This window comes from Variovorax paradoxus NBRC 15149 (assembly GCF_001591365.1).
Classification (GTDB): Bacteria; Pseudomonadota; Gammaproteobacteria; order Burkholderiales; family Burkholderiaceae_C; genus Variovorax; species Variovorax paradoxus.
The window spans coordinates 884,124-906,905 of record NZ_BCUT01000002.1 but is presented as its reverse complement, the minus strand read 5'-3'; the positions used below and the strand labels follow the sequence as shown (position 1 = coordinate 906,905).

Below are 22,782 nucleotides of genomic sequence, written 5' to 3'. Positions count from 1 at the left end.
GCTGAGTGCAGTCGCCCGCGACCGCGCTGAAGGATGCGCCTCGGGTCGTCACACCCCCGCAGGCTCGAGCACGAACGCGAACTCCAGCGTGTGGAACGGCGCTTCCTGCACGCTCCCGTCGGGCGCGCGCCCTGCGGCGTGCTGCGCGAAGTCGCCGATCAGCGAACTGCGCACGCCGAACACCGCATCGCTGTCGAGGTAGGGATCGCCCTCGCGGAAGACGTGCGTGATCAGCGTCTCGTAGCCCGGCGCCTGGATCATGAAGTGCACATGCGCGGGGCGCCATGGATGCCGCCGCGTTGCGCGCAGCATCGCGCCGACCGGTCCATCGGTGGGAATCGGGTAGGCCACCGGCGCCACGCCGCGAAACCACAGCCGGCCCTCGGCGTTGGTGCGCAGGACCGCCCGCCCCTGCGGCTGCGCGCCGGGCCGCTGCACGTCGTAGAAGCCTTCGGCGTCGGCCTCCCAGACATCGACCACCGCGTCGGCGACCGGCTCGCCGCCGCGTCCGCGCACGGTGGCCTGCACGAACAGCGGCTCGCCCACCGCGCCACCGGAGATGTCGCTGCCCAGCGGCAGCTGCGGCGCGCCCGCCACGTGGAAGGGGCCGAACACGGTGGCCTCGGTGGCCTGAGGGCTCTTCGCGTGGTTCATCGCCACGGTCAGCATCGACAGGCCCAGCGTGTCCGACAGCAGGATGAACTCCTGCCGCTGCGCGTCGCACTTCTGGCCCGTGGCGGTCAGGAACTCGATGCCGGCGCTCCATTCGGCCTCGGTCAGCTTCACTTCGCGCGCGAAGTCGTGCAGGTGGCGCACGAGCGCCGACATCACTTCCTTCAGGCGCGCGTCCTCGCAGCCGGCCATGCGTTCGAGCACGGCGGCGGTGATGGTGTGTTCATCGATGTTTCGCATGGAAGCCCCGCTCCAGGTCGGAAGAAGAAAAAGAAGGCGCGGGCGGCAGGAGCCGCCGCTGCGTCGGGAACAGGGACCAGGCCCAGCGCTGCTGCGCCCAGCCCCACAGCCCCTGCTTGAAGAAGAGCGTGACACCGATGGCCAGCAGCCCGAGCCCGAGCAGGTACCAGGTGCCGTAGTCGCTGAGGAACTTGTTCAAGGCCCAGAAGACCAGCGCGCCCACCAGCGGCCCCTCGATGCGGCCGATGCCGCCGATCACCACCATGAAGATCGCGAACGCCGTCCAGTTGACGCTGAAGGCCGCGTCGGGGCTGATGCGCAGGTTGCCGACGAAGTAGAGCGCGCCCGCGAGTCCCGCACCGAAGGCCGCCACCACATACACCGCGAGCTTCATGCGCGCCACCGGAACGCCCTGCGACTCCGCGGCCACCTCGTTGTCGCGGATGGCCAGCAGCGCGAGCCCGCGCTTGCTGCGCAGGAACAGGTAGACCAGCGCAACGGCCGCGACCACGCAGGCCAGCGCCATCCAGTAGGTGGTTCTTTCGCGCGTGGTGCGTTCGATGCCGCGCAGCGCCGTGAGCGTGGTGCCCGAGCCGCCGCCCACCGCCGACACGTTGGCGAAGCTCAGGCGGAACACCTCGGCGATCACCCAGGTGCCGATGGCGAAGTAGCCGCCCGACAATCGGAACGCGACGAAGGACACGGGCACGGCGATGAGCCCTGCCGCGAGCGCGCCCAGCGGCACCGCCACGAAGGGGTTGACGTCCGCGAAGTTGCCGAGCATCAGCATGACGTAGCCGCCGAAGCCGAAGAAGGCCTGCTGCCCGATGCTCACCATGCCGCCGTAGCCGGCGAGCAGGTTCCACATCATCGCGAAGATGAAGTAGCAGGCGATCTCGACGAACTCGCGCATCCAGCTCGGCTCGCCCCACAAAGGCAGGCTGGCGGCGATCAGCACGAGCGCGGTGCCGGCGGCGAGCGCGACGCGGCTCGCGGCGGTGGCGCGCTCGACGGCGATGAGGGGTGGGGGCATGTTCGTCATCGGCTTCATCCACGTGTCTTCGGAAAAAGGCCCTGCGGCCGCAGCACCAGCACGACCAGGAACACGATGTGTCCGGCCCAGATGCCCCAGCCCGGATCGAGCCGGAAGCCGATCTGCTGCGTGATGCCCAGGATCATCGCGCCGGCCAGCGTGCCCCAGAACGAGCCCATGCCGCCGATGATCACGGCCTCGAAGGCGAACAGCAGCAGCAGCGGGCCGTCCGACGGCGACACCGTGGTGCGCATGCCCTGCAGCGCGCCGGCAATGGCGATCAGCACGAAGGCGATGGCGGTCGCAAAGGCGTAGACCTTCTTCGCGTCCAGGCCCATGAGTTCGGCGATCTCGCGGTCGTCGGACACGGCACGGAACGAGCGGCCCAGCGCCGTGCGCGCGAAGAGCCATTGCAGCGCGGCGGTTGCAACCAGCGCGACGGCCAGCACGACGAGCGGCAGCACGCCGAGCGAGAGCGTGTCGCCCAGCGCCACGCCCTGCGTGCTGAGCCCGCCGGTCTCGATGGCGCGCGGGTCGGCCGAGAACAGTTCGAGCAGCAGGTTCTGGATGACGATCGACAAGCCGAAGGTGACGACGAGCGAGGGCAGCGGGTCCTTGCCGAGCGTGCCGTTGAGCACGTAGCGCTGCAGCGCGTAGCCGAACACGAAGGCCACCGGCAGCACCCCGAGCGCGACCATGGCAACGAGCCCCGGCGTGGCATCGCCCGCCACCGACACGCCCGCGATGACCGCGAAGGCGCCGAGGATGATGAAGTCGCCCTGCGCCGTGTTGGTGAGCCGCATGACGCCGAACATCAGCGACTGGCCGAGCGCGAACAGCGTGTAGAGGCCGCCGAGCAGCACGCCCTGGATGACGGTCTCAAGCATGGGCGGCCTCGATGCCGAAATAGGCCTGCGAGATCTGCTCGCGCGTGAGTTCGCCCGACTTTCCTTCGAGCGACACGCGGCCTTCCTGGAAGCAGTAGATGCGCTGCGAGACCTGCCGCGCCATCGTCACGTCCTGCTCGACGATGACGACGGTCATGCCCTCGCCCGTGATGGTGGGCATGGCCGCATAGATCTCGCGGATGACGATGGGCGCGAGGCCGAGCGAGAGTTCGTCGCACAGCAGCACTTCGGGATTGCTCATGAGCGCGCGGCCGAGCGCCACCATCTGCTGCTGTCCGCCGGACAGCGAAGTGCCGGGCGCGTGGCGCTTCTCGGCGAGGATGGGGAACAGGGCGTACAGGCGCTGCAGGTTCCACGGACCCTTGCGGGCCGCGGTGGCGCCCATGCGCAGGTTCTCCTCGACGCTCAGGCTCGGGAAGAGGCGGCGGCCCTCGGGCACCATGGCGAGGCCACGCCGGACGATCCCGCCGGGGGGAAGCCCGCCGATGGGTTCGCCCTTGAAGCGGATGGTTTCTCGCGGGACGCGGACGAGGCCCGCGAGGCTCTTGAGGAAGGTGGATTTGCCGGCGCCGTTGGCACCGATGATGGCGACGAGCTCGCCGGCGGCCAGCGTGAAGTCGATGCCGAAGAGAGCCTGGGCGTCGCGGTAGAAGGCCTGGAGGCCGTGGGTTTCGAGCAGGGCGTTCATGATCTTTGCTCCCTCCCCTTTCGGGGGAGGGCTGGGGTGGGGGCAAGCGGCCTTGGAGTGGTGGCGCCGTCGTGCCCCCATCCCGGCCTTCCCCCGGAAGGGGAAGGAGCAATACAAGAAAACGCGCTCATGCTTCCATCCCCATGTAAACCCGACGCACCTCGGAATCGTTCATCACCGCGAGCGGTGCCCCCTCCGCCAGCTTCTGCCCGAAGTTGATGACGAACAGCCGGTCCGCGAGCGACAGCAGCGCATGCACCACATGCTCGATCCAGATCATGGTCACGCCGCGCGCCTTGATGCGCCTCAGTTCCGCCACCAGCACCGCGGCCTCGGGCTCGGTCAGGCCGCCCGCGATCTCGTCGAGCAGCAGCAGGCGCGGCTTCGTCGCAAGCGCGCGCGCGAGTTCGAGCCGCTTGCGGTCGAGCAGCGTGAGCCCGCCGGCCGGCTTGTTCGCATGCGGCATCAGCCCCGTCTGCGCGAGCACTTCGTGCGCCGTGCGCCACGCCTCGCGCTCGGTCTGCTGCCCGCCGAAGCAGGCCGCGGTCACCAGGTTCTCGAACACGCTCATGTTCCCGAAGGGCTGCGGCACCTGGTAGCTGCGCCCGATGCCCGCATGGCAGCGCTGGTGCGGCTTGAGCCGCGTCACGTCGCGCCCCGCGTACTCCACGCGCCCCGCATCGACGCGCGCGTCGCCCGAGATCAGGTTGAACAGCGTGGTCTTCCCCGCCCCGTTGGGCCCGAGGATGCCGAGCGTCTCGCCCTCGGCCACTTCGAGCGAGATGTCGTCGGTGACCCGGAGCGCGCCGTACGACTTGCTCACCGCATGCAATGCCAGCAGTGCCATGGCGTTCTTCAGAGCAGCCGCAGCGTGCCGCCGGCCGGAATGCCCTTGGCCGCTTCGTTGTTCACGATGCTGAGCTCGACCTTGTACTTCTTGCCCTTGCCCCACTGGCCGAGCACCAGCGGCGTCTTGCTGACGTTCTTGAACGGGCCCGGTCCGCCCCACTTCACCGGGCCGACCACGGAATCGATGGAAGTCGATGCGACCGCATCGCGCACGTCGCCGGCCTTCAGCGACTTGGCACGCGACAGCGCGTTCGCCGCCACCTCGAACAGCGCATGCGCGAAGCCGATGGGCTGGGTCCACTGCTTCTTCGCACCGGCCTCGTAGGCCTCGGCCAGCGCTTTCGCGCTTTGCTGCGTGAGGCTGGACGTGAACGGATGCGAGGGGCTCCACCACACCTCGGTCGACAGGCCGTCGCCCAGGTCGCCCAGCGCCTCGATCGCGCCCGGGAACAGCAGCGCCTTGCCCAGCGTGACGACCTTCGGCTTGAAGCCCTGCTGCCGCGCCTGCGTGAGAAAGGTCTTGGCATCGGGCGGGATCACCACGCCGGTGACGATCTCGACGTTGTCGCGCTTGAAGGCCGCGATCTGCGCGCTGAAGTCCTGCGTGCCGTTCTGGAAGCGGCCGGGGTCGGTCAGCGTGAAGCCCATCTGCGCGAGCGGCTTCGGAAAGCCCAGCTCCTTGTCGCCCCAGGCATTGCCGTCGCCGTCGTTGGGGAACAGGCCGCCGACCTTCCTGTTGGTGGCCACGGTCTTCCAGCCGTTGCTGAAGTTGGCGATGACGTCCTCCAGCCCCCAGAACAGGTGGTAGGTCCAGTTGAAGCCCTTCGCCGGGTCGCCCTTGCGGCCGAAGAACCAGGGCTGCCACGGCACCACGCTGGAGATGCACGGCACCTCGTTGAGTTCGCAGGCGTCGCTCACCGGGTTGGCGGTCTCGGGCGTGCCTGCCGTGAGCACGAGCGCGACCTTGTCCTTGAGGATCAGGTCGTTGGCGACCTCGCCCGCGCGGTTGGGGTTCGACTGGCTGTCCTTCAGCACGATCTGCACGGCGTACTTCTTGCCGCCTACGCTGAGGCCGTCCTTGAAGGCGGCCTTCATCTGCTCGATCACCCACTTGTCGGCCTCGCCGAAGGGCGCGAGCGGCCCGGTCTGAGGCGACACATAGCCGATCTTGAGCGTGTCGGCGGCGAACACCCGCGGCGCGGCGCCCGTGGCGGCAAGCGCGGCGGCGGCCTGCGTGAACTGTCTGCGGTTGAATGTCATGGCTGTCTCCTTCGTTGTTCGTGTGGGTTTCTCTGTTCGCGTGCTGCGCCTATGCCGGCGGCTCGCCGTCGAAGGCGCGCTGCAGCAGTGCGCGGATCTCGCCGCGCTCGGCCGGGCCGAAGGGCCGCGGATTCCAGTACGGATTGGCGACGGCGATGTCGGCCGCGCGGTCGAGGTCGGCGGCGCGCATGCCGATGTCCTTGAGTGCCACGGGCGCGCCGTTGCCCCGCGCCAATGCGTAGACCGCCGCCGGCGCCGACACCCCACCGAGCGCGCGCGCGATGCGTGCCATGGCGCGCGGCGCGGCCGGCGCGTTGAACGCGAGCGCGTGCGGCAGCACCACCGTGTGCACTTCGGCATGCGGCAGGTTGAAGCTGCCGCCCAGCGTGTGGCAGAGCTTGTGGTGCAAGGCCATGCCCACCGCGCCGAGCACGCTGCCGCACAGCCACGCGCCGTAGAGCGCATCGGAGCGCGCCGCCAGGTCGCCGGGCTGCGCACGGATGGCCGGCAGCGCGCGTGCGAGCGCGGCGATGCCCTCCTCCGCCATCAGGTCCATCACCGGATTGCTGTCCTGTGCATAGAGGCCTTCGGCCGCATGCGCGATGGCGTTGATGCCGCTGGTCACGCTCAGGCCCACGGGCAGCGTGCGCGACAGCTCGGGGTCGTAGATCACGGTGCGCGGCAGCACGCGCGGGTCCTTGCCGGTCTTCTTCAGGCCGTTCTCGGTGAGGCCGTAGATCGGCGTCATCTCGCTGCCTGCGTAGGTGGTGGGAACGGCGACGATCGGCAGCCCCGCTTCCAGCGCGATGGCCTTGCCCAGCCCCGTGGTGGAGCCGCCGCCGAGCGCCACGGCGCAGTCGGCGCCGAGCCGGCGCGCCAGCTCGCGCGCCTCGCGCGCGGTCTCGACGGGCACGTGCATCACGGCGCGGTCGAACAGGCCGGCCGCCTGCGCCCCGAGCGAGGCCGCCACGCGCTCGGCCTGCGGCCGCTGCTCGGGCGTGCAGAGCACCAGCGCCCGCTTCGCACCCAGCGCATCGATCTCGCGCGCCAGGTGGCGCAGCGAACCGGCGCCGAACACCACGCGCTGCGGATGGGTGGTGTGGATGAAGTCGTGCATGGCGCGTTCCTCCGGCCTGCCTATTCGAGGCTCAGGCGGCGCTCGCGCACCAGGCGGGTCCACTTGTCCTGCTCTGTGCGCAGCACGGCGGCGAACTGCTCGGGCGTGTTGGCGATGCCCGTCAGGCCCTGCTCGCGCAGCCGCTGCTGGAAGGCCGGCTCGGTCACGGCCTTGCGCACTTCGGCCTGCAGCCGGTCGACCACGGCGCGCGGCGTGCCGGCCGGGGCGAGCAGGCCGACCCAGGAGTTCACCTCGAAGCCCGGATAGCCGCTCTCGGCCACGGTCGGCACCTCGGCATAGGCGGGCGCGCGCTGGGCGCCGGTCTGCGCCAGGGCGCGCAGCCGGCCCGCGTTGACGTGCGGCTGGGCCAGCACGGCCGAGAGGAACATCATCTCGACCTGTCCGCCCAGCAGGTCCTGCTGGGCCGGGCCACCGCCGCGGTAGGGAATGTGCGTGACGAAGGTGCCGCTCACGGCCTTGAAATATTCGGCCGTGAGATGGTTGCTCGACCCCGGGCCGACGCTCGCGTAGTTGAGGCCGCCGGGCTGCGCCTTGAGCAGACCGACGAAGCGCTGGAAGTCCTTGGCCTGCACCTTCGGGTTGACCACCAGCACCAGCGGATTGCTCGCGACCTGGGTCACGGGCTGCAGGTCCTTGGCGATGTCGAAGCTCAGCTTCGGATAGACCAGCGGATAGGTGGCGTAGCTGTCGAACACCATCAGCAGCGTGTGGCCGTCGGGCGCCGCGCGCGCCACCTCGGCCGCCGCCAGCGTGCCGCCGGCGCCACTGCGGTTGTCGACGATCACGGTCTGGCCGAGCGCGGCCTGCAGGCGCGGCTGCAGCTGGCGTGCGACGGTGTCGACGATGCCGCCCGGCGGGAAGCCGACGACCAGCCGCACGGGCTTGGCGGGCCAGGCCGGCGCCTGGGCCTGGGCCGCGGCGCCCAGCAGCAGCAGCATGCAGGCGGCCAGCGCCCGGGAAAGGATCGGAAAAGACATCGTGTGTGCCTGGTGGTTGGAAAGAAGAAAACTCAGCGCACGAAGTGCGGCGGAATCTGCGCGTCGACGTTGACCCACACGCTCTTGACCTGCGTGTACTCGCGCATGGCGTCGAAGCCCATCTCTCGGCCGTAGCCGCTCTGGCCCACGCCGCCGAAGGGCGAGCCGGGGTTCACGCGCTTGTAGCTGTTGATCCAGACCATGCCGGCGTGCAGGTCGCGCGCCACCTTGTGGGCGCGCTGCAGGTTGGTGGTCCACAGGCCGCTGCCCAGGCCGTAGTCGGTGCCGTTGGCGATCTGCATCGCCTCCTCGTCGCTCTTGAAGGTGAGCACTGTGACGAAGGGGCCGAACACTTCTTCCTGTGCGACGCGGTCCTGGTAGGACTTCGCACGCACCACGGTCGGCGCGACGTAGCAGCCCTGTGCAAGTTCGCCGCCGGGCGAGGTGCCGCCAGCCAGCACCTCGCCGCCCTCGCCTTGTGCGACTTCGACGTAACTCAGCACGCGTTCGCGGTGCTGGGCACTCGTGAGCGGGCCCATCTCGGTGGCCTCGTCGAGCGGGTTGCCCAGGCGGATCGATTGCGCAAGCGGGATGAACTGTTCGAGAAACGCATCGGCGATCTTCTCGTGCAGCATCAGCCGCGAGCCCGCGATGCAGGCCTGCCCCTGGTTGTGGAAGATGGCCCAGGCGCTGCCGTTCACGGCAGCCTGCAGGTTCGCGTCCTCGAACACGATGTTGGGGCCCTTGCCGCCGAGCTCGAGCTGCACCTTCTTGAGGTTGCCCGCGCTGGCCTGCACGATGCGCCGGCCGGTGGCGGTGCTGCCGGTGAAGGCGATCTTGGCGATCTCCGGATGCTCGGCGATGTACTGGCCCGCCACGCTGCCAAGGCCCGGCAGCATGTTGACCACGCCGGGCGGAACGCCCGCCTCGGCCATGAGCTCCGCGATGCGCAGCGAGCTGAGCGGCGTGATCTCGGCCGGCTTCATCACGATGCAGTTGCCGGCCGCGAGCGCGGGCGCCATCTTCCAGCTCGTGAACATGAGCGGGAAGTTCCACGGCACCACCTGCCCGACGATGCCGACCGGCTCGCGCAGCGTGTAGTTGAGAAAGCCCTCTTCCACCGGAATGGTCTCGCCCTGGAACTTGTCGGCCATGCCGCCGAAGTAGCGAAAGCATGCGGCGGTGCGCGGCACGTCGAGCCGGCGCGAGTCGCGGAGCGGATGGCCGGTGTCGAGCGACTCGAGCCGCGCGAGTTCTTCGCCGTGGGCCTCGATCAGGTCCGCAAGCTTCAGCAGGATGCGGCCGCGGTCGGCGGCGGCCATGCGGCTCCACTTCGGGAACGCACGCCTGGCGGCGGCCACGGCCTTGTCGACGTCGGCCTTGCCGGCCAGCGCGACATGGGCGATGGGTGTGTTGTCGTGCGGGTTGAGCGTGGCCAGGGTCTCGCCGGATTCGGCGTCGACGAAGCGGCCGTCGATGAAGAGCTGGTGGCGGATGGGCGTACGCAGGCCTGCCGCAGCGGCAATGTCATTGGGCTTCATGTCTTTGCATTTCTCCCTCGCCCCTTGGGGAGAGGGTGGGGGTGAGGGGGCGGCGGCGGCACGGACGCCACCCTCACCCCAGCCCTCTCCCGCTCGCGGGAGAGGGGGCCATTCAGAACTCGACCGGAATCTCGGGCGACTCGCCCTTCTGGATCTCGTACACCAGGCTCGGCGAGCCGTTCTCCCACACCAGCAGCATCGAGCGCTTGGGGCTGAAGCCCTGGTGGCGGCAGTAGGCGGGCATGGCGGCCATGTCGCCGGCCTTCATGATCACGCGGGCCATGGGACGGCCGGTGTTCTTGTCGCCGCAGTCCCAGTGGATCTCGTCGGTCATCTGGAAGAACCACTCGACGCGGTCGTTGCCGTGGATGATCGGCAGGATGTGCTCCTCGGTCGTCGGGCACATGAAGCTGTGCTTCACCACCGAGGTGAAGCTCGGGTTCCAGGTGACCTGCGAACGGCTCAGGAAGCCGAACAGGTTGAAGGCGTGCACCTCGTTCTCGAAGCCGGGCTCGGGGTGCAGCTCGGGCTGGGCCTGCGGCACGTCGGCAAAGGCGCGGTTGACCGGTGCGCCGCGCGCATCGCTGCGCAGGTCGAGGTCGCCCTTCAGGCCCACGCAGCGCTTGGCCAGCTCGCGCGCCCGGGTGATCTTGGCGGTGTTGTTGCCGCTCTTGCGGCCATAGGGCGAGCCGGTTTCCTGCGGCGCGGCGAAGGGGTCGAAGCTCTCGTTGGTCCAGTCGTCGAGCATGGCCTCGAAGGTGGCGCGAATCTGCGCGGTGGGAAAGTTCTCGAGCAGGTCGATGCCCGCGTCCTTCATCGTGCCGTTGAAGCTGCCGGCGTACAGATCGACCGAGTCGTAGTGGTTGACGGTGCCGAACACGTCGTCGAAGTTGACCCAGCCGTAGAAGAAGCCCCAGGCCACGTCGCGCATCAGCGCACGCAGGTAGCTGCCGGCGTCCATGGTGTGGCTCATGGGACGGCCGTCGCGGGTCTTCCAGGTGATGTGGACGAAATACTCGTCGCGGCGAAAGCCGAAGCTGCCGAGCGAAAAATCCTTGTAGCCGAGCGTGGCATCGGGCTGCGACGCAATGACCTTGGCGAGTTCTGCGGGTGCGTTCATGGTGTGGCTCCTGGATGCGTTCATTGCGTCTGGCAGATGTCGGCCCATTTCTCTACTGAGAGGTCGCCCTTGCAGGTCTGCAGCACGATCACGCCCGGGTCGCCGGCCACGCGAAACTGGTAGGCCGCGTTCTTCGGCAGCAGGCCCTGGTGGCCGCGCGAGAGCTTCATCCAGCCCATCTTCCTGCCCCTGGGCTCGCCCTGCACGAGCACCGCGCCGTTCTTGTCCTTGTCGGCCACGGCCTGGCCGGCATCGAGCTGCACGAGGTGCACTTCCACCTCGCCATCCATCACCAGCGCGAATTCGTCGTGCGCGCTGGTGTACCAGGGCGAGGTGCCTTCGGCGCGCAGCGTTTCCAGCACGTAGATCTGGTTCTGGCCGAACACGACCTTCTCGTACGGCCGGCTGATGCTGGCGATCTCGAAGCAGTTGGAGAACGCGTAGTGGCGCACGTCGTCGTCGATCGGCTCGACGTGCCCCTTCTCGAAGTGCTTGAGCGACCCGAAGCGGGTCTGGTAGGCAACGGTCATGGATGTCTCCTGAAGTGCTGGACGATGCAGCCTGGCGCTGCGATGTATGCACTGTAGGAAACGCGGGGCACGGGCGGTAGGCCCGAAACGCGGTCCGCATTGTTCGGCGAATCCGTTCAATGCGCAGGGTTTACCCCCGGAACGGGCCGCGCCCGCCTCAGGCGTCCCAGATCAGGCCGGGCGGCAGCAGGCCCCGTTCGATCATGGCCGCGTCCCACGGCGGCACCTTGGAGAAGGCATGGGTCAGGTGCTCGATGAAGAGCCGCAGCTTGAACGCATTGCGCGAGGTGCCCGCATACACCGCGCTCAGCGAGAACGACGAGAGCTGGTGCGCCGGCAGCACCACCTCCAGCTCGCCGCGCAGGATCGCCTCGCCCGCCACCAGCGTCGGCAGGCAGACGATGCCGGCATGCTCCATGGCGTATTCGCGCAGCAGGTGGACGCTGTTGGTGAGCAGTGCGGCGCTCATGTACATCGTCACCTGCTCGCCGCCGTGGTGGAAGGTCCAGCGGTCGCGCGTCGGATAGCCCGAGTACAGGCCGAGCGTGTGCTTGTGCAGCTCGCGCGGGCTCGCGGGCCTGCCGTGCGCGCGCAGGTACTCGGGCGTGGCGCAGAACACCCGGCGCACCGGGAACAGCGAGCGCGACACCAGCTCGGTCGAGGCTGCCGGAAAGATCTGCAGCGCGCAGTCCACCCCCGCCTTCACCGGATCGACCACCGCATCGCTCACGATCAGTTCGAGGTGGATGTCCGGAAAGCTCGACTGGAAGGCCCGCAGCAGCGTCGCGAAATGCCCGAGCACGAAACCGGTGAGCGCATGCACGCGCAAGGTGCCGGTGGGGCCGTCCTTGGCATCGCGCATCTGGTCCATGATGTCGTTGGCCCGGCCGACCAGCTCGACGCAGTCGCGCAGGAAAGCCTGCCCGACATCGCTGAGCCGCACCACGCGCGTGCTGCGGTGGAACAGCGGCGCGCCGACATGGTCTTCCAGCTGCTTCACGCGGCTGGTCACGACCGACTTGGAGACCCGCAGCTGGCGCGCGGCCTCGGCGAAGCTCTGGGTCTGCGCGACCCGTACGAAGGTCTCAATGTTTTCGAGGCGGTCCATGGCGCATGCAATGTAGCGCTTCTGCGGCGGGGCGCCTTCGGGCGGATCTGCGAGGCCAGCACCGCTAGACGCTGTTGCGCATCTCCTCCAACAGCCACTCCTTGAACGCCTTCACCTTCCGCTGCCGCATGGCCTCCGGCGGATAGACAAGATAGAAGCTTGAAAAGGCCTTCAGCGCCTGCTTGAACGGCCGCACCAGGCGGCCGGCGGCCAGGTCGTCGGCGACAAGCATGGTGCGCCCCAGGACCACGCCTTCGCCTTGCACCGCCGCTTGCACGGCGAAGGTGTAGGAGTCGAAGGCGAGGCCGCTTCGGGCATTGACGCCTTTGACGCCGGCGCGCTCGAGCCAGTCCGCCCAAGCGATGGGATAGCCGTCGCGGATGAGGGTGTGGTGGCGCAGGTCGGCGGGCTTGCGCAGGGCGTGCGGGCCTTTCAGCAGCCGGGGGCTGCACACGGGGAAGACCTCTTCGTCGGCCAGCCACTCGGCCGTGAGGCCGGGATAGTTGCCGGCGCCGTAGCGGATGGCGACGTCGATGCCGTCACCGTGAAAGCTGGCGAGGCGGCCGGTGGTGGAAACGCGCACGTCGATGTTGCCGTGAGCCTGGCGAAAGCGGTACAGGCGAGGCACCAGCCAGCGGCCGGCGAAACCGTCCGAGGTGCTGACGTTGAGCGTGCTGCCGGACAGGCGGGCCGTGGCGGCGGCGGTTGCCGCAGCGAGCTGGTCCAGCACATCGCGCACGGCCTTGGCGTAGGGCTCGCCCACTTCGGTGAGGCGCACGGAGCGCGTGCCGCGCTCGAAGAGCTGCACGTCGAGTTGCTGCTCGAGGTGCTTCACGGCGCGGCTGATGGCGCCCGGCGTGAGATGCAGCTCTTCGGCCGCCTTGGTGAAGCTCAGGTGCCGGGCCGCAGCGTTGAAGCAGGGCAAGGCGGTCAGCGGCGGGAGCTTCGGGGGTGCGTCCGGCATGGTTGAGTTGGGCTCACAAGTAATTGACAAAACATCGTTTGCCGCCATTGGTTGGCGCGGCACAGAATGTCCTCCATTCGTGAGCAGATATCAAGGAATGCACATGCACAGCAGCCAAACCGGCACCCAACCCGTCACTGTCGTGATCACCTGCACCATCCAGCCCGACAAGCTGGACCTGGCCCGGCGGGAGCTGCGGGCAGTGATCCGGCAGGTGATGGCGCTCGAGCCGGCCTGCCTCGGCATCCGCGTGCACGAGGACGCCAGGGCCCCGAACCGCTGGCTGATCGTGGAACAGTGGGCCAGCGAAGCGGCCTTTACCGGCCCGCACATGCAGCAGCCGCACATGCAAACCTTCATGCAGACGGCGCAGACCTTCCTGGACGGCCAGGCCGATTTCGGCTTCTGGCACGAAACCCTGGCAACCTGAGGAGACAGCCATGCAACCCACGACCGTCGACTGCCGCTGCGGCAAGGTGCGGCTCCACCTGAGCGAGGCGCCAGTGGCGCAGTTCTATTGCCACTGCGAGGACTGCCGCGCCGTGACCGGTGGCGCGTACGCGCCGTTGGCGCTGTTCCCGGCGGGCGGCGTGACCGTGTCGGGCGGCGACACAGCCACCTCGACCTACAGGACCACGCCGCGCACCCGCTGCGCCCATTGCGGCACGCTGTTGTTCGGCGAACCGCCGGGGATGGGTGTGCGGGGTGTGAGCGGCTTCCTCCTGCCGGCCGAACTCTTCAAGCCGGCCTTTCACATCCACTGCCAGCGGGCCGTGGCGCCAGTGAAGGACGGGCTGCCCCACTTCAAGGACATGCCGGCGGCCTTTGGGGGCTGCGATGAGGTGATCGGCTGGTAGGGCGCGATGCGCCGATCCGCGCGTTCGAGCCGCCGGTGCCGCACCGGGTCATGGCTGCAGAGCCGTCCGCGTGAACACGCCGCGCGTCGTGTCCTCGGCGTAGAACTCCATCTGCACGCTGTCCGACAGGCCCGAGACGCCGGGCCTGAAATCGATCCGCGAGATGGACCCCGGCGTGGCACTCTCGCCCGACAGGTCGATGACGAAGGTGTTGCCGCTCCAGTGGCGCAGCGCAAAGCGCCTGGCGCCGGCCGGCCCCATCTTCAGGACCAGGCCGCTGCCGGCGGTTTCCACCACGGCATTGCCGTAGTAGCTGTTGGCGTAGATGCCGGTGTAGGCGTTGCTGCCCAGCGGCGCCACAGGCTGCGCCGGCGGCGGCTGGCCGGCCAGCGTGCCCTCGGGCGCGTACAGGCCCTGCATCAGCGGTGCATAGGCCTCGTACCAATCCCGCGTGAGCGCACCGAACTCGACCAGGTCGTCGAAGGCGGCATTCATGGCCTCGGCAGCGCCCACCGGCGCCGCGTTGGTGAGCGTGACGATGCCGACACCCGCCGACGGAATCATCGAGAAGGCCGTGCCCGCCCCCAGCAGGAAGGCGCCCGAATGCGAGAGCTTGACCCGCCCCGAAGGCGAGGTCCCGACATTGAAGCCATAGCCGTAGAAGCCCGCGCGCTCGTTCGGATTGCGCGGCGGCGACGAGACGATCTGCGCGCTGGTCGCGCGCAGCAGGGCCTCGGCCTCGACCACCGGGCGCCCCTGGAAGCTTCCCTTCTGCAGGACCATCGACATCCAGCGCGCCATGTCATTGGCGCTCGCGCTCACGCCACCGGCCGGCGACTGCGCATCGGGGTCGCGCTGGTACTGTGCCTGGTAGCCGGCCTCGGTCTTCACATGGGGCGAGGCGCGGTTGCCGCGCTGCATGAAATCGGCGAAGCGGGAGCTCGTCGACGCCATGCCCAGCGGCTGGTAGAGCGTGCGCTCGGACAGCGTCGCCCAGTCGAGCCCGGCCGCCCTGGCTGCCGCTTCGGCCCCGGCCGTGAGGCCGAAGTTGGTGTAGGCGTATCGCGTTCTGAAGCCATCGAGCGGCACGTAGCGCAGGCGGTCCAGCATGTCCTGGCGTCCGTAGCCCAGGTCTTCGAGCTGGTCGCCGACGTGCGCCGAGAGCCCCGAGCGATGCGCGAAGAAATCGCCCACCGTCACTTGCTGCGTGATCCACTCGTCCGACAGCCTGAAGCCGGGCAAGTGCGCGGCGACGGGCGTGTCCCAGGACAGCACCTGCCTGCCCACGAGCCCCGCCACCACAGTCGCGCCAACGGACTTCGACAGCGATGCGAGCTGGAACACGGTGTCCGCATCGACCGGCTCGGGCGCGCCCACCGTTCGCACGCCGAAGCCCTTGGCATACACCGTCCTGCCGTCCTTCACCACGGCCACGGCCATGCCCGGAATACTGGAGCGGCGCATGATGTCGGCCGCCAGCTGGTCGAGCCTGGCCACGGCGGCATCGATCTGCGCCGGCGGTATGGCCACCGCATAGGTTTCCGAGGGCGACGCAGCCGCGACCGGCACGGTGCTGGCGGCCACCGGCACGAACACCGCCGGGCCATCGCTGCCGCCGGCGCAACCGCCCAACGCCAGGGCGGCCCCCAGCGCCGCGGTCATCCATCCCTTGCGGGCCGCATTTCTTGCAGTCATCGAAGTTCCCCTGTCACTCCATCGCCCTTCGCGCCTGGCGCGTGGTCTGGGAACTGCCGTCGGGACTCCAGCCCGGCGGCTGCAGGAGATAGCCGGCCACCTCGGACAGGCTGCGGGCCTTGCGCAGGTCCCTGGCAATGCCGGCCCATTCATGGAAGGCGATCCGCAGCGGGTTGAAGGTTTCGATGTTCTTCGTCAGGCCGAACCGCGGCGTGAAGGTTTCCAGCGCAAACGAGCCGAACAGGCGGTCCCAGATCATCAAGGTGCCGGCGTAGTTCTTGTCGAGGTAGTCGAAGTCGCTGCCGTGATGCACGCGGTGGTGCGATGGCGTGTTGAACACGGCCTCGAAGCCGGCGGGCATCTTCTGGATCGCTTGCGTGTGGATCCAGAACTGGTAGATCAGGCTCGCCGACTGCATGAACAGGATCATCTTGGGATGAAAGCCCAGGAGCGGCATCCAGGCCCAGAACAAGAAAGAGCCGCTGATCGTGCCGGTCCAGGTCTGGCGCAGGGCCACCGAGAAGTTGTATTTCTCGGAAGAGTGATGCACCGAATGCGAAGCCCAGAACCAGCGCACCTCGTGGCTGAAGCGGTGGAACCAGTAGTAGCTGAAGTCGTCCGCCAGAAAGCACAGCACCCAGGCCCACCACGCCGCGGGCGGCATCGTGAAGAAGCGGTGCGCATAGAGCCAGCTCAGGAACACCAGCATCAGGCCCGCGCTGGCCAGCGCGATGGCCAGGTTGCCCATCGCCAGCAGCACGTTGGCGGCGGTGTCGCGGGTGTCGTAGAGCTCGCCGCGCACCTTGAGGGAGTACACAAGCTCGACCACCATCAGCAGCGCAAAGGCCGGGAAGGCGGCGAACATGATGTTGGGAAGGTCGTTCATTTCTACCGTCCGATCGCGCCGGGTGCAGCGCACATGGATCAGGGGCGAGCTTAGTCAGCGCCCTGCGGTACGGAAATACCCGGAAACAAGTAAATGCGGTCAAGCAGCGTCAACGAATCAACACGCAATGCCTCGGGGGTGCCGAAGCCCGGCGGTTTTGCAGCATTGAACAGGTGCACGAACGAACAACGTGACTTTCTTCACTTACCCCGGCGCCCGGAATCGCTAGATTCGGTGGCGTGAGTACCGACGAAACGAACCGCCCGCCCAGACACGGCGCTCCTGCCGATGGTCGGCGGCCGCGGGCCATCCTGGTGGTGGACGATCACGACCTGGTGCGCCTGGGTGTGCGTGCGCTGCTCGAAGCACAGTCCTCGCCCTCGGGCGAAACCCTCGAGGTCTTCGAGGCCGGCAATCTCGCCGATGCCCTGGCCCTGTACGAAAGAGTCCGCGATGCCGTGGACCTGGTGCTGCTGGACCTGGCCTTGCCCGACACCCAGGGTCTCAGTGGCCTGATGGAATTTCGCGCCCGCTATCCGGCCGCCCGCATCGTGGCGCTCTCCGGTTCCGGCACCACCTCGCTTGCCCAGAGCACGATCGCGCAGGGGGCGCTGGGGCTGGGCGCCAGCGCCTTCCTCCCGAAGTCGGCCAACCTCAAGGAGGTGGTGAGCTTCATCCGCGCCTGCGGGCTGCTCGGAAGCAACGCCATCGACGGCTCGCCCCGTCCGGCGAGCCCCTCGGTTCGCCCCATCAAGTCGTCTCGTGACCAAGCCTGGCAGGCGCTCGCCCCGCGGCAGGCGCAGGTGCTCCAGTGGATATTGGAAGGAAAGACCAACAAGGAGATTGCGGAGGCCGCGAGCCTTGGCGAAGGCACTGTCAAGAACTACGTGTCGACCATCCTCCTGCTGTTCGGCGTGCGCTCCCGTGCGCAGCTGATCAGCAGCTTTCGCTGAGCTCCGCCCGTACGGAGCGAAATACATACATACACATACGCGGGGACCACCCTGCAGGGAGGCAATTCGATGAGCGACCTCGTGTCGAAGCATCTGGCCGTCGACGCCGCGCTGGGCCTGCGCATATTGCGCGAGCACGTGGCGTCGGTCTACGCCGGCCACAGCACGGCGATCCTGGCCCATTTCGGCTTTGCCATCGCGCTGGCCATCTTCAGCTACTCGCGCCTCGACCATCCTTTGCTGCTGTGCTGGCTGCTCGTCCTTGCGGCCGTGGACCTGTACGCCTTGCTCGCACCGCGCTGGACCCCCGCCACGCCGATGGCCGACAGCCCCTACTGGGCGCGCAAGTACGCGCGCCTGGTCACGATGGTCAGCGTCGCCACGGCGCCGGCGCCCTTGTTCCTTGTGTCGACGACGGACCTGGTCATGACCACCGTGTTCACGGTGGTCATCATCGGCAGCTGGACACGCGCGGTGCAGGCGCGATGGCCGCTGAAGCCGGCCATGTTCGGATACGGCATTCCCATGATGACCGGCCTCATTGCCGCGCTGGTCTGGCACGGCAACGCGCTGAACTGGTTCCTTGCCGCCTTCGGAACCGTCAACCTGGTGCTCACCTTCCGCGCCGGCTTGCAGGAGAACCGGCGGCTGACCGAATCGCTGCTCCTGCGCTTCGAGAACGAGGCCCTGGCCGCTCGCCTGAGCGAGCAGATCGCCGCCACCGAGCGCGCCAGCGCCGAGAAGACCCGCTTCCTGGCTACCGCCAGCCACGACCTGCGCCAGCCGATGCATGCCATCGCATTGTTCGGCGCCGCGCTGGAGAACGCGCTGGAGGGCCGGCCCGAAGTGAAGAATGCCGAGCGCCTGATGCGCGCGGTCGACACGCTGGGTGCCTCGCTCAACACCATGCTCGACATCTCGCGCCTCGACGCGGGGGTGGTGGTTCCCGATCCATGCGCCCTGGAACTCGACGCGCTGTTCCGCCCGCTCAACCACACCTTCTCGGCACAGGCCGACCAGAAGAACCTGCAGCTGCGCATTCGCGCCAGCGGGCTGTGGGTACAGAGCGACCCGCAGCTCCTGTACCGCATGCTCTCCAACCTGGTCGACAACGCATTGAAGTACACGCTGCACGGCGGCGTGACCGTGACGGCACTCGCGCGCGGCGATCTTGTGCGGATCGAAGTGCGCGACACCGGCATCGGCATTGCGCCCGCGCAGCTGGAACGCATCTTCGAGGAGTTCTACCAGATCGGCAATCCAGGACGCGACCGCTCGCGCGGCCTGGGCATCGGGCTGTCGATCGTGCAGCGCTTGTCGCGTCTGCTCGCGCATCCGGTGCAGGTGCGCTCGCGCCCGGGCCGCGGCACCTGCTTTCGCCTGGTGGTCCCGGCGGCCAAGGCATCGCTGGATTCGCCTGCGGACCTTCTGCTGCAGGACCTCGAATCGCCCGTGCGGCATCGCTTCACGATGCCCGATCTGCGCGGACCGGTCCTGCTGATCGACGACGAGTCCGAGATCCGCGAAGCCATGACGGCACTGCTGCAAGGCTATTCGCTCGATGTGGTGGCCGTGGCCAACGAGGCCGCCGCGGTCGAAGCATTGGCGCATCCCGATGCGCAAGCCAGGCCCTTCGCACTGCTGCTGTGCGACTACCGGTTGGCCGACGGCGTGGACGGACTCGATGTCGGGCAGCGCCTGCGCGAACGCTTTCAGCTCCATGCACCGCTGCTTCTGATCACCGGCGAGACGGCGCCCGAGCGGCTGCAGCGCGTACGCGCGTCGGGCGTGCCGGTGCTGTTCAAGCCCGTGAGCGCCGCAACGCTCCTGCAAGCCATGGCCGAGCTCGCACCTGCAGGCCACCGGCGCGCGCATCGGCGCGACAAGTGACTTTAGGCACTATGGCGTCTTCCTCGCTTCTCCTAAATTGACAAGCGGCCGGATCGCGGCCCTTTGACACTCAACAGGGAGAGAAACGAATGAAGAAGAATCCATGGGCAATGGGCGCTGTGGCCGTGGCTGTCGCGGCGGTAGTGGCGGCATGCGGCGGGGGCGGCTCGAATGGCGGCGGCTTTGCAGGCGGGCTCCCTGCCGGCACGGGCACGCCCGGTGCTGGCGCTGGCGCAGGCACTCCCACTGGCGGCACAGGCAACTCGACCGGCACCGCCCCGGTAGCAGCCAATGACAGCGCCAGCGGCCAAGCCGGTGCCAGCGTCACCCTCAACGTGCTCGACAACGACCAGGATGCCGACGGCAACCTCGACCGCAACTCGGTGCGCTTCGTGCAGCCACCGGCCGACGCCACCTTGTCCGGCGACGGGCGCAGCCTGCAGGTGCCCAACGAGGGCAGCTGGCAGGTGGGCAGCGAGGGGGCGGTGGTGTTCACTCCCGCGAGCGGCTTCACCGGCAGCCCGACGGTGGTCAGCTACACCGTGTCCGATGCCACCGGGCTCACATCCGCGGCCGCGACGATCACGGTCACCGTCACGGTGGCGTCGGCCACCAGTTCGGCAGCCTGCTTCAACGAAGGGTTCCTCCACACCGGAACAACCATGGATTTCGAATTCACCGTCAGCGGAGATGGCGCTACGCCGCCCCGGCGCGTCGTGAGCACCGTCACGGGACCCAAGGAGTTCAATGGCGCGGCGACCATGGAGACGAAGTCGGATTTCTATGGGGACGACGGCAGCTACGCAGGAACCAACATGGGCTACAACGCCTTCGTGGACGGCTTCCTGGTGAGCTACGGCATGACCGGGAGCAACGTCCGCCAGACGATGAGCCCGCCGAGTCGGCAGCCGATCGCCATGGAGCCCGGACAAACCTACGAGTTCACCTACACCGCCAAGAACGAATACGCCGACCACGTCGAAGAAAACACGACGACGAAGTCCTACACCTACGTGGGCCGCGAGACCCTCCAGAGTGCTGTGGGAACCTTCGCGGCCTGCAAGTTCACCTCGCATGGAGTGACCACTATCACCACTCCTACGCCCATGACACAGACCTTCGACCTGGTCTACTGGGTTGCCGCGGAGGGCCCGTATCGGGGGTTTGCGCTGCGCACCGAGGCTGTGGGCCAGTACCCGAATGCACCCACGATCCATCAAGTGGTACAGACCACCAAGATCAGCGTCTTCGACATCAAGTGAGTCCTGCGGCTGCTGCGAGCCGGACAACCCGCAGCGGCGCAAGAAGTGACTTTAGACACTGTGGGCAATCGTGCCTTCCCACTAAATTTGCGCAGGGCCGCATTCCGGCCCTTTCGCAACCAATTGGGGGGAGGATCGCATGAAGAAGTCCACAGGCAAGCCACGCCAGCAGCGCGCGCTCTCGAGACCGGCCATGGCCATGGCAGCAGCGGCAACGCTGCTGGCGCTTGCCGGCTGCCAGAACATGCCCGCGCTCGACATGCAGATGGGCAGCCAGTCGGCCAAGACCGTTGCCACGGGCAGCGCCGCGGGCTCGGCCACGTCCGGTGAGAGCAGCGCGCTCGAGCGCTGCGATTCGCCGCTCGGCACCGTCTCGCTGATCGAGAACGTCAATGCCGGCTGGTACACCATCCTCACCGGCGAGTACCGCCTGCCGCCCACGGCCAACCTGCTGCGCCTTCTGGTGCAGCAGTCCAATTGCTTCGTGGTGGTCGAGCGCGGCGCGGCCGGCATGAACGCGATGACGCGCGAGCGCGCGCTCATGCAGTCGGGTGAAATGCGCGGCGGCAGCAACTTCGGCCGCGGCCAGATGGTGGCGTCCGACTACGGCCTGTCGCCCGAGATCGTGTTCAGCAACAACGACGCGGGCGGACTCGGCGGCACCATCGGCGGGCTGGTCGGCGGTGGCCGCGGCCGCGCCATCGCGAGCCTGGGTGCCAGCCTCCAGACCAAGGAAGCCGCGGCGCTGCTGACGCTCATCGACAACCGCTCGGGCGTGCAGGTCGCGGCATCGGAGGGCAGCGCCTCCAAGACCGACTTCGCGGGCCTCGGCGAGCTGACCGGCCTGCGCGGCGGCGGCAACATCGGCGGCTACACCCGCACGCCGCAAGGCAAGGTGATTGCCGCGGCCTTCATGGACGCCTTCAACCAGATGGTGCGTTCGCTGCGCAGCTACAAGGCGCAGACCGTGCGCGGCCAGGGCCTGGGCGGCGGCGGCCGGCTCGGCGTGGATGGCGGCGCGGCGCCTTCGCAGACCTCGGCGCCGCCGGCGTCATCGGGCCGCAGGAGAAAGTAGCCCGGCCCGCGGCGACCTCAGCGCGCCTTGTCGACCTGCTCGGCGCCGCCATCGGCCAGCAGGTCCGCGCTGCTCAGGCGCTGCGACGCACGCAGCATCTCGGGCGCGCCGGCCGTGCGGATCACGCGGCTGCTGCTCGCGAGCACGCGCTTCTTGGCCTGCTGCGCGCCTTCGGTCAGGCTGTAGTCGATGCGGTAGTCCCATGCCGCGATCGGCACCTTTCGATTGCCCAGGCGCTCGATGCGCACTTCCGCGGCGGTGCGTTCGCCGGGCCGGAGTTCGGTGGCCTGCGAGAAGCCCCGCCCGACGCCGATGACCGTTCCGGCCTCGTCGTACAGCGTGACCAGCACTTCGACGATGGTCAGCGCCAGGGCGTCCTTGCGTGCATTGGCGAGACGGCCGAACAGCCACACCTCGTCCCCCTGCTGCACCAGGCGCACGCGCGTGAACTGCAGCGGCGGACCCTCGGTCGTCCAGAAGGGCGTCGACAGCGCATCGGCCTGCAGCTCGTAGCGCGTGACGGCCTGGTCGCTCGGCAGCTTGATCAGCACCGGCGCTGTCTCACCGGGCATCAGCGTACCGATCGGCACCGATTCGCTCTGTTCGCCGATGCGGCTGTCGCGGTCGTAGAAGATCGCATTGACCTTCGGCCGCTCGATCGCGCTACCGCTCTCGTTGCGCGCCGTCACCAGCAGCCAGGGCTGCGCCAGAGGGCCGCTGCCCGCCAGTACCTGGCGTGCCTCGAGCCGGAGGCCCTCGCCCGGAATCGTGCGCGGCATCGAGGCCCGCTCCGGCTGGTTGCGGTCCACGACATAGGCCATGACGCCGAAGACCCCGGCGACCAGCACCGCGACCGCCGCAATGGCGATGCCCATCGACCGGGCCGCGCTGCGGCCGCGCGCCGACTGCTCGGCCGCCAGCCTTCGTCCGGCCTCGTCCTTGACCTGCTCGAGCACGCGCTCCAGCCGGTCGGAGACGTTGTCCTCGACGATCGACACCGAGCCGCAATGCGCACAGGCGTACTGGTTGAGCCCCGAGCGCTGGAGCATCCCGCTGCCGCATTCACCGCACTTGAGCGTTTGCAGGTTGATGGTCAAAGAAATGTCCTCGGTGGCATTGGCGACGCGGTTCCGCGC

General features: G+C 68.4%; 22 protein-coding genes. 6 read left to right on the top strand and 16 right to left on the bottom strand.

The window, feature by feature from the left end:
* Positions 1 to 48: 48 nt before the first annotated feature.
* The 13 genes from VPA02S_RS19135 to gcvA all read right to left on the bottom strand — a co-directional run bounded on the left by VPA02S_RS19135 (position 49) and on the right by gcvA (position 13,028).
* The gene (locus VPA02S_RS19135; RefSeq protein ID WP_062365221.1) at positions 49 to 912 is read right to left on the bottom strand and encodes an intradiol ring-cleavage dioxygenase; all 864 of its coding nucleotides are present in this window, start codon (positions 910 to 912) and stop codon (positions 49 to 51) included.
* Entirely contained in the window at positions 896 to 1,945 is a 1,050-nt protein-coding gene (locus tag VPA02S_RS19130; RefSeq protein WP_244883634.1) for a branched-chain amino acid ABC transporter permease, read from the bottom strand. Before VPA02S_RS19130 ends, VPA02S_RS19135 begins: the two co-directional genes overlap by 17 nt.
* A gap of 14 nt (positions 1,946 to 1,959) precedes the next feature.
* Complete coding sequence (locus VPA02S_RS19125) at positions 1,960 to 2,832, bottom strand: branched-chain amino acid ABC transporter permease (protein WP_062365219.1); 873 nt, start codon at positions 2,830 to 2,832, stop codon at positions 1,960 to 1,962.
* Positions 2,825 to 3,541, bottom strand: coding sequence for an ABC transporter ATP-binding protein (locus VPA02S_RS19120; protein WP_062365218.1), 717 nt, complete (start codon positions 3,539 to 3,541; stop codon positions 2,825 to 2,827). Before VPA02S_RS19120 ends, VPA02S_RS19125 begins: the two co-directional genes overlap by 8 nt.
* Positions 3,542 to 3,668: 127 nt before the next feature.
* Positions 3,669 to 4,388, bottom strand: coding sequence for an ABC transporter ATP-binding protein (locus tag VPA02S_RS19115; RefSeq protein WP_062365217.1), 720 nt, complete (start codon positions 4,386 to 4,388; stop codon positions 3,669 to 3,671).
* An 8-nt stretch (positions 4,389 to 4,396) separates the two neighbouring features.
* Positions 4,397 to 5,650 (bottom strand): ABC transporter substrate-binding protein, encoded by a 1,254-nt coding sequence (locus VPA02S_RS19110; protein ID WP_062365216.1) that lies wholly within the window; start codon positions 5,648 to 5,650, stop codon positions 4,397 to 4,399.
* Positions 5,651 to 5,699: 49 nt separating this feature from the next.
* Complete coding sequence (locus tag VPA02S_RS19105; protein ID WP_062365215.1) at positions 5,700 to 6,767, bottom strand: maleylacetate reductase; 1,068 nt, start codon at positions 6,765 to 6,767, stop codon at positions 5,700 to 5,702.
* Positions 6,768 to 6,787: 20 nt separating this feature from the next.
* The gene (locus VPA02S_RS19100) at positions 6,788 to 7,765 is read right to left on the bottom strand and encodes a tripartite tricarboxylate transporter substrate binding protein (RefSeq protein ID WP_244883631.1); all 978 of its coding nucleotides are present in this window, start codon (positions 7,763 to 7,765) and stop codon (positions 6,788 to 6,790) included.
* A 32-nt stretch (positions 7,766 to 7,797) separates the two neighbouring features.
* Entirely contained in the window at positions 7,798 to 9,261 is a 1,464-nt protein-coding gene (locus tag VPA02S_RS19095; protein WP_062365414.1) for an aldehyde dehydrogenase family protein, read from the bottom strand.
* 157 nt (positions 9,262 to 9,418) lie between these two features.
* Positions 9,419 to 10,426, bottom strand: a complete 1,008-nt coding sequence (locus VPA02S_RS19090) for a hypothetical protein (protein WP_062365214.1) — start codon at positions 10,424 to 10,426, stop codon at positions 9,419 to 9,421.
* A 20-nt stretch (positions 10,427 to 10,446) separates the two neighbouring features.
* Positions 10,447 to 10,956, bottom strand: coding sequence for a cupin domain-containing protein (locus tag VPA02S_RS19085; RefSeq protein WP_062365213.1), 510 nt, complete (start codon positions 10,954 to 10,956; stop codon positions 10,447 to 10,449).
* Positions 10,957 to 11,113: 157 nt separating this feature from the next.
* Complete coding sequence (locus VPA02S_RS19080; protein ID WP_062365212.1) at positions 11,114 to 12,064, bottom strand: LysR family transcriptional regulator; 951 nt, start codon at positions 12,062 to 12,064, stop codon at positions 11,114 to 11,116.
* A gap of 64 nt (positions 12,065 to 12,128) precedes the next feature.
* A complete protein-coding gene (gene gcvA / locus VPA02S_RS19075; RefSeq protein ID WP_062365211.1) occupies positions 12,129 to 13,028 on the bottom strand; it encodes a transcriptional regulator GcvA in 900 nt (299 codons plus the stop codon).
* A gap of 103 nt (positions 13,029 to 13,131) precedes the next feature.
* Here gcvA and VPA02S_RS19070 point away from each other — a divergent pair, with 103 nt between their 5' ends.
* Positions 13,132 to 13,458, top strand: a complete 327-nt coding sequence (locus tag VPA02S_RS19070; protein ID WP_062365210.1) for a putative quinol monooxygenase — start codon at positions 13,132 to 13,134, stop codon at positions 13,456 to 13,458.
* A gap of 10 nt (positions 13,459 to 13,468) precedes the next feature.
* Entirely contained in the window at positions 13,469 to 13,885 is a 417-nt protein-coding gene (locus VPA02S_RS19065) for a GFA family protein (protein ID WP_062365209.1), read from the top strand.
* 48 nt (positions 13,886 to 13,933) lie between these two features.
* On the opposite strand, the gene VPA02S_RS19060 is transcribed toward VPA02S_RS19065, so the two are convergent.
* Complete coding sequence (locus tag VPA02S_RS19060; RefSeq protein WP_244883629.1) at positions 13,934 to 15,580, bottom strand: serine hydrolase; 1,647 nt, start codon at positions 15,578 to 15,580, stop codon at positions 13,934 to 13,936.
* Between the two features lie 13 nt (positions 15,581 to 15,593).
* Positions 15,594 to 16,466, bottom strand: coding sequence for a sterol desaturase family protein (locus VPA02S_RS19055; protein ID WP_062365207.1), 873 nt, complete (start codon positions 16,464 to 16,466; stop codon positions 15,594 to 15,596).
* A 239-nt stretch (positions 16,467 to 16,705) separates the two neighbouring features.
* Here VPA02S_RS19055 and VPA02S_RS19050 point away from each other — a divergent pair, with 239 nt between their 5' ends.
* From VPA02S_RS19050 to VPA02S_RS19035, 4 genes are all read left to right on the top strand, one after another.
* The gene (locus VPA02S_RS19050; RefSeq protein ID WP_062365206.1) at positions 16,706 to 17,419 is read left to right on the top strand and encodes a response regulator transcription factor; all 714 of its coding nucleotides are present in this window, start codon (positions 16,706 to 16,708) and stop codon (positions 17,417 to 17,419) included.
* Positions 17,420 to 17,488: 69 nt separating this feature from the next.
* Positions 17,489 to 19,309 carry an ATP-binding response regulator gene (locus tag VPA02S_RS19045; protein WP_062365205.1) on the top strand — a complete coding sequence of 607 codons (1,821 nt, stop codon included), beginning with the start codon at positions 17,489 to 17,491 and terminating at the stop codon, positions 19,307 to 19,309.
* Between the two features lie 89 nt (positions 19,310 to 19,398).
* Positions 19,399 to 20,571, top strand: coding sequence for a cadherin-like domain-containing protein (locus VPA02S_RS19040; protein WP_081247592.1), 1,173 nt, complete (start codon positions 19,399 to 19,401; stop codon positions 20,569 to 20,571).
* A gap of 139 nt (positions 20,572 to 20,710) precedes the next feature.
* Positions 20,711 to 21,646 carry a CsgG/HfaB family protein gene (locus VPA02S_RS19035; RefSeq protein ID WP_015866141.1) on the top strand — a complete coding sequence of 312 codons (936 nt, stop codon included), beginning with the start codon at positions 20,711 to 20,713 and terminating at the stop codon, positions 21,644 to 21,646.
* A gap of 17 nt (positions 21,647 to 21,663) precedes the next feature.
* On the opposite strand, the gene VPA02S_RS19030 is transcribed toward VPA02S_RS19035, so the two are convergent.
* The gene (locus VPA02S_RS19030; RefSeq protein ID WP_062365203.1) at positions 21,664 to 22,743 is read right to left on the bottom strand and encodes a hypothetical protein; all 1,080 of its coding nucleotides are present in this window, start codon (positions 22,741 to 22,743) and stop codon (positions 21,664 to 21,666) included.
* Positions 22,744 to 22,782 lie beyond the last annotated feature (39 nt).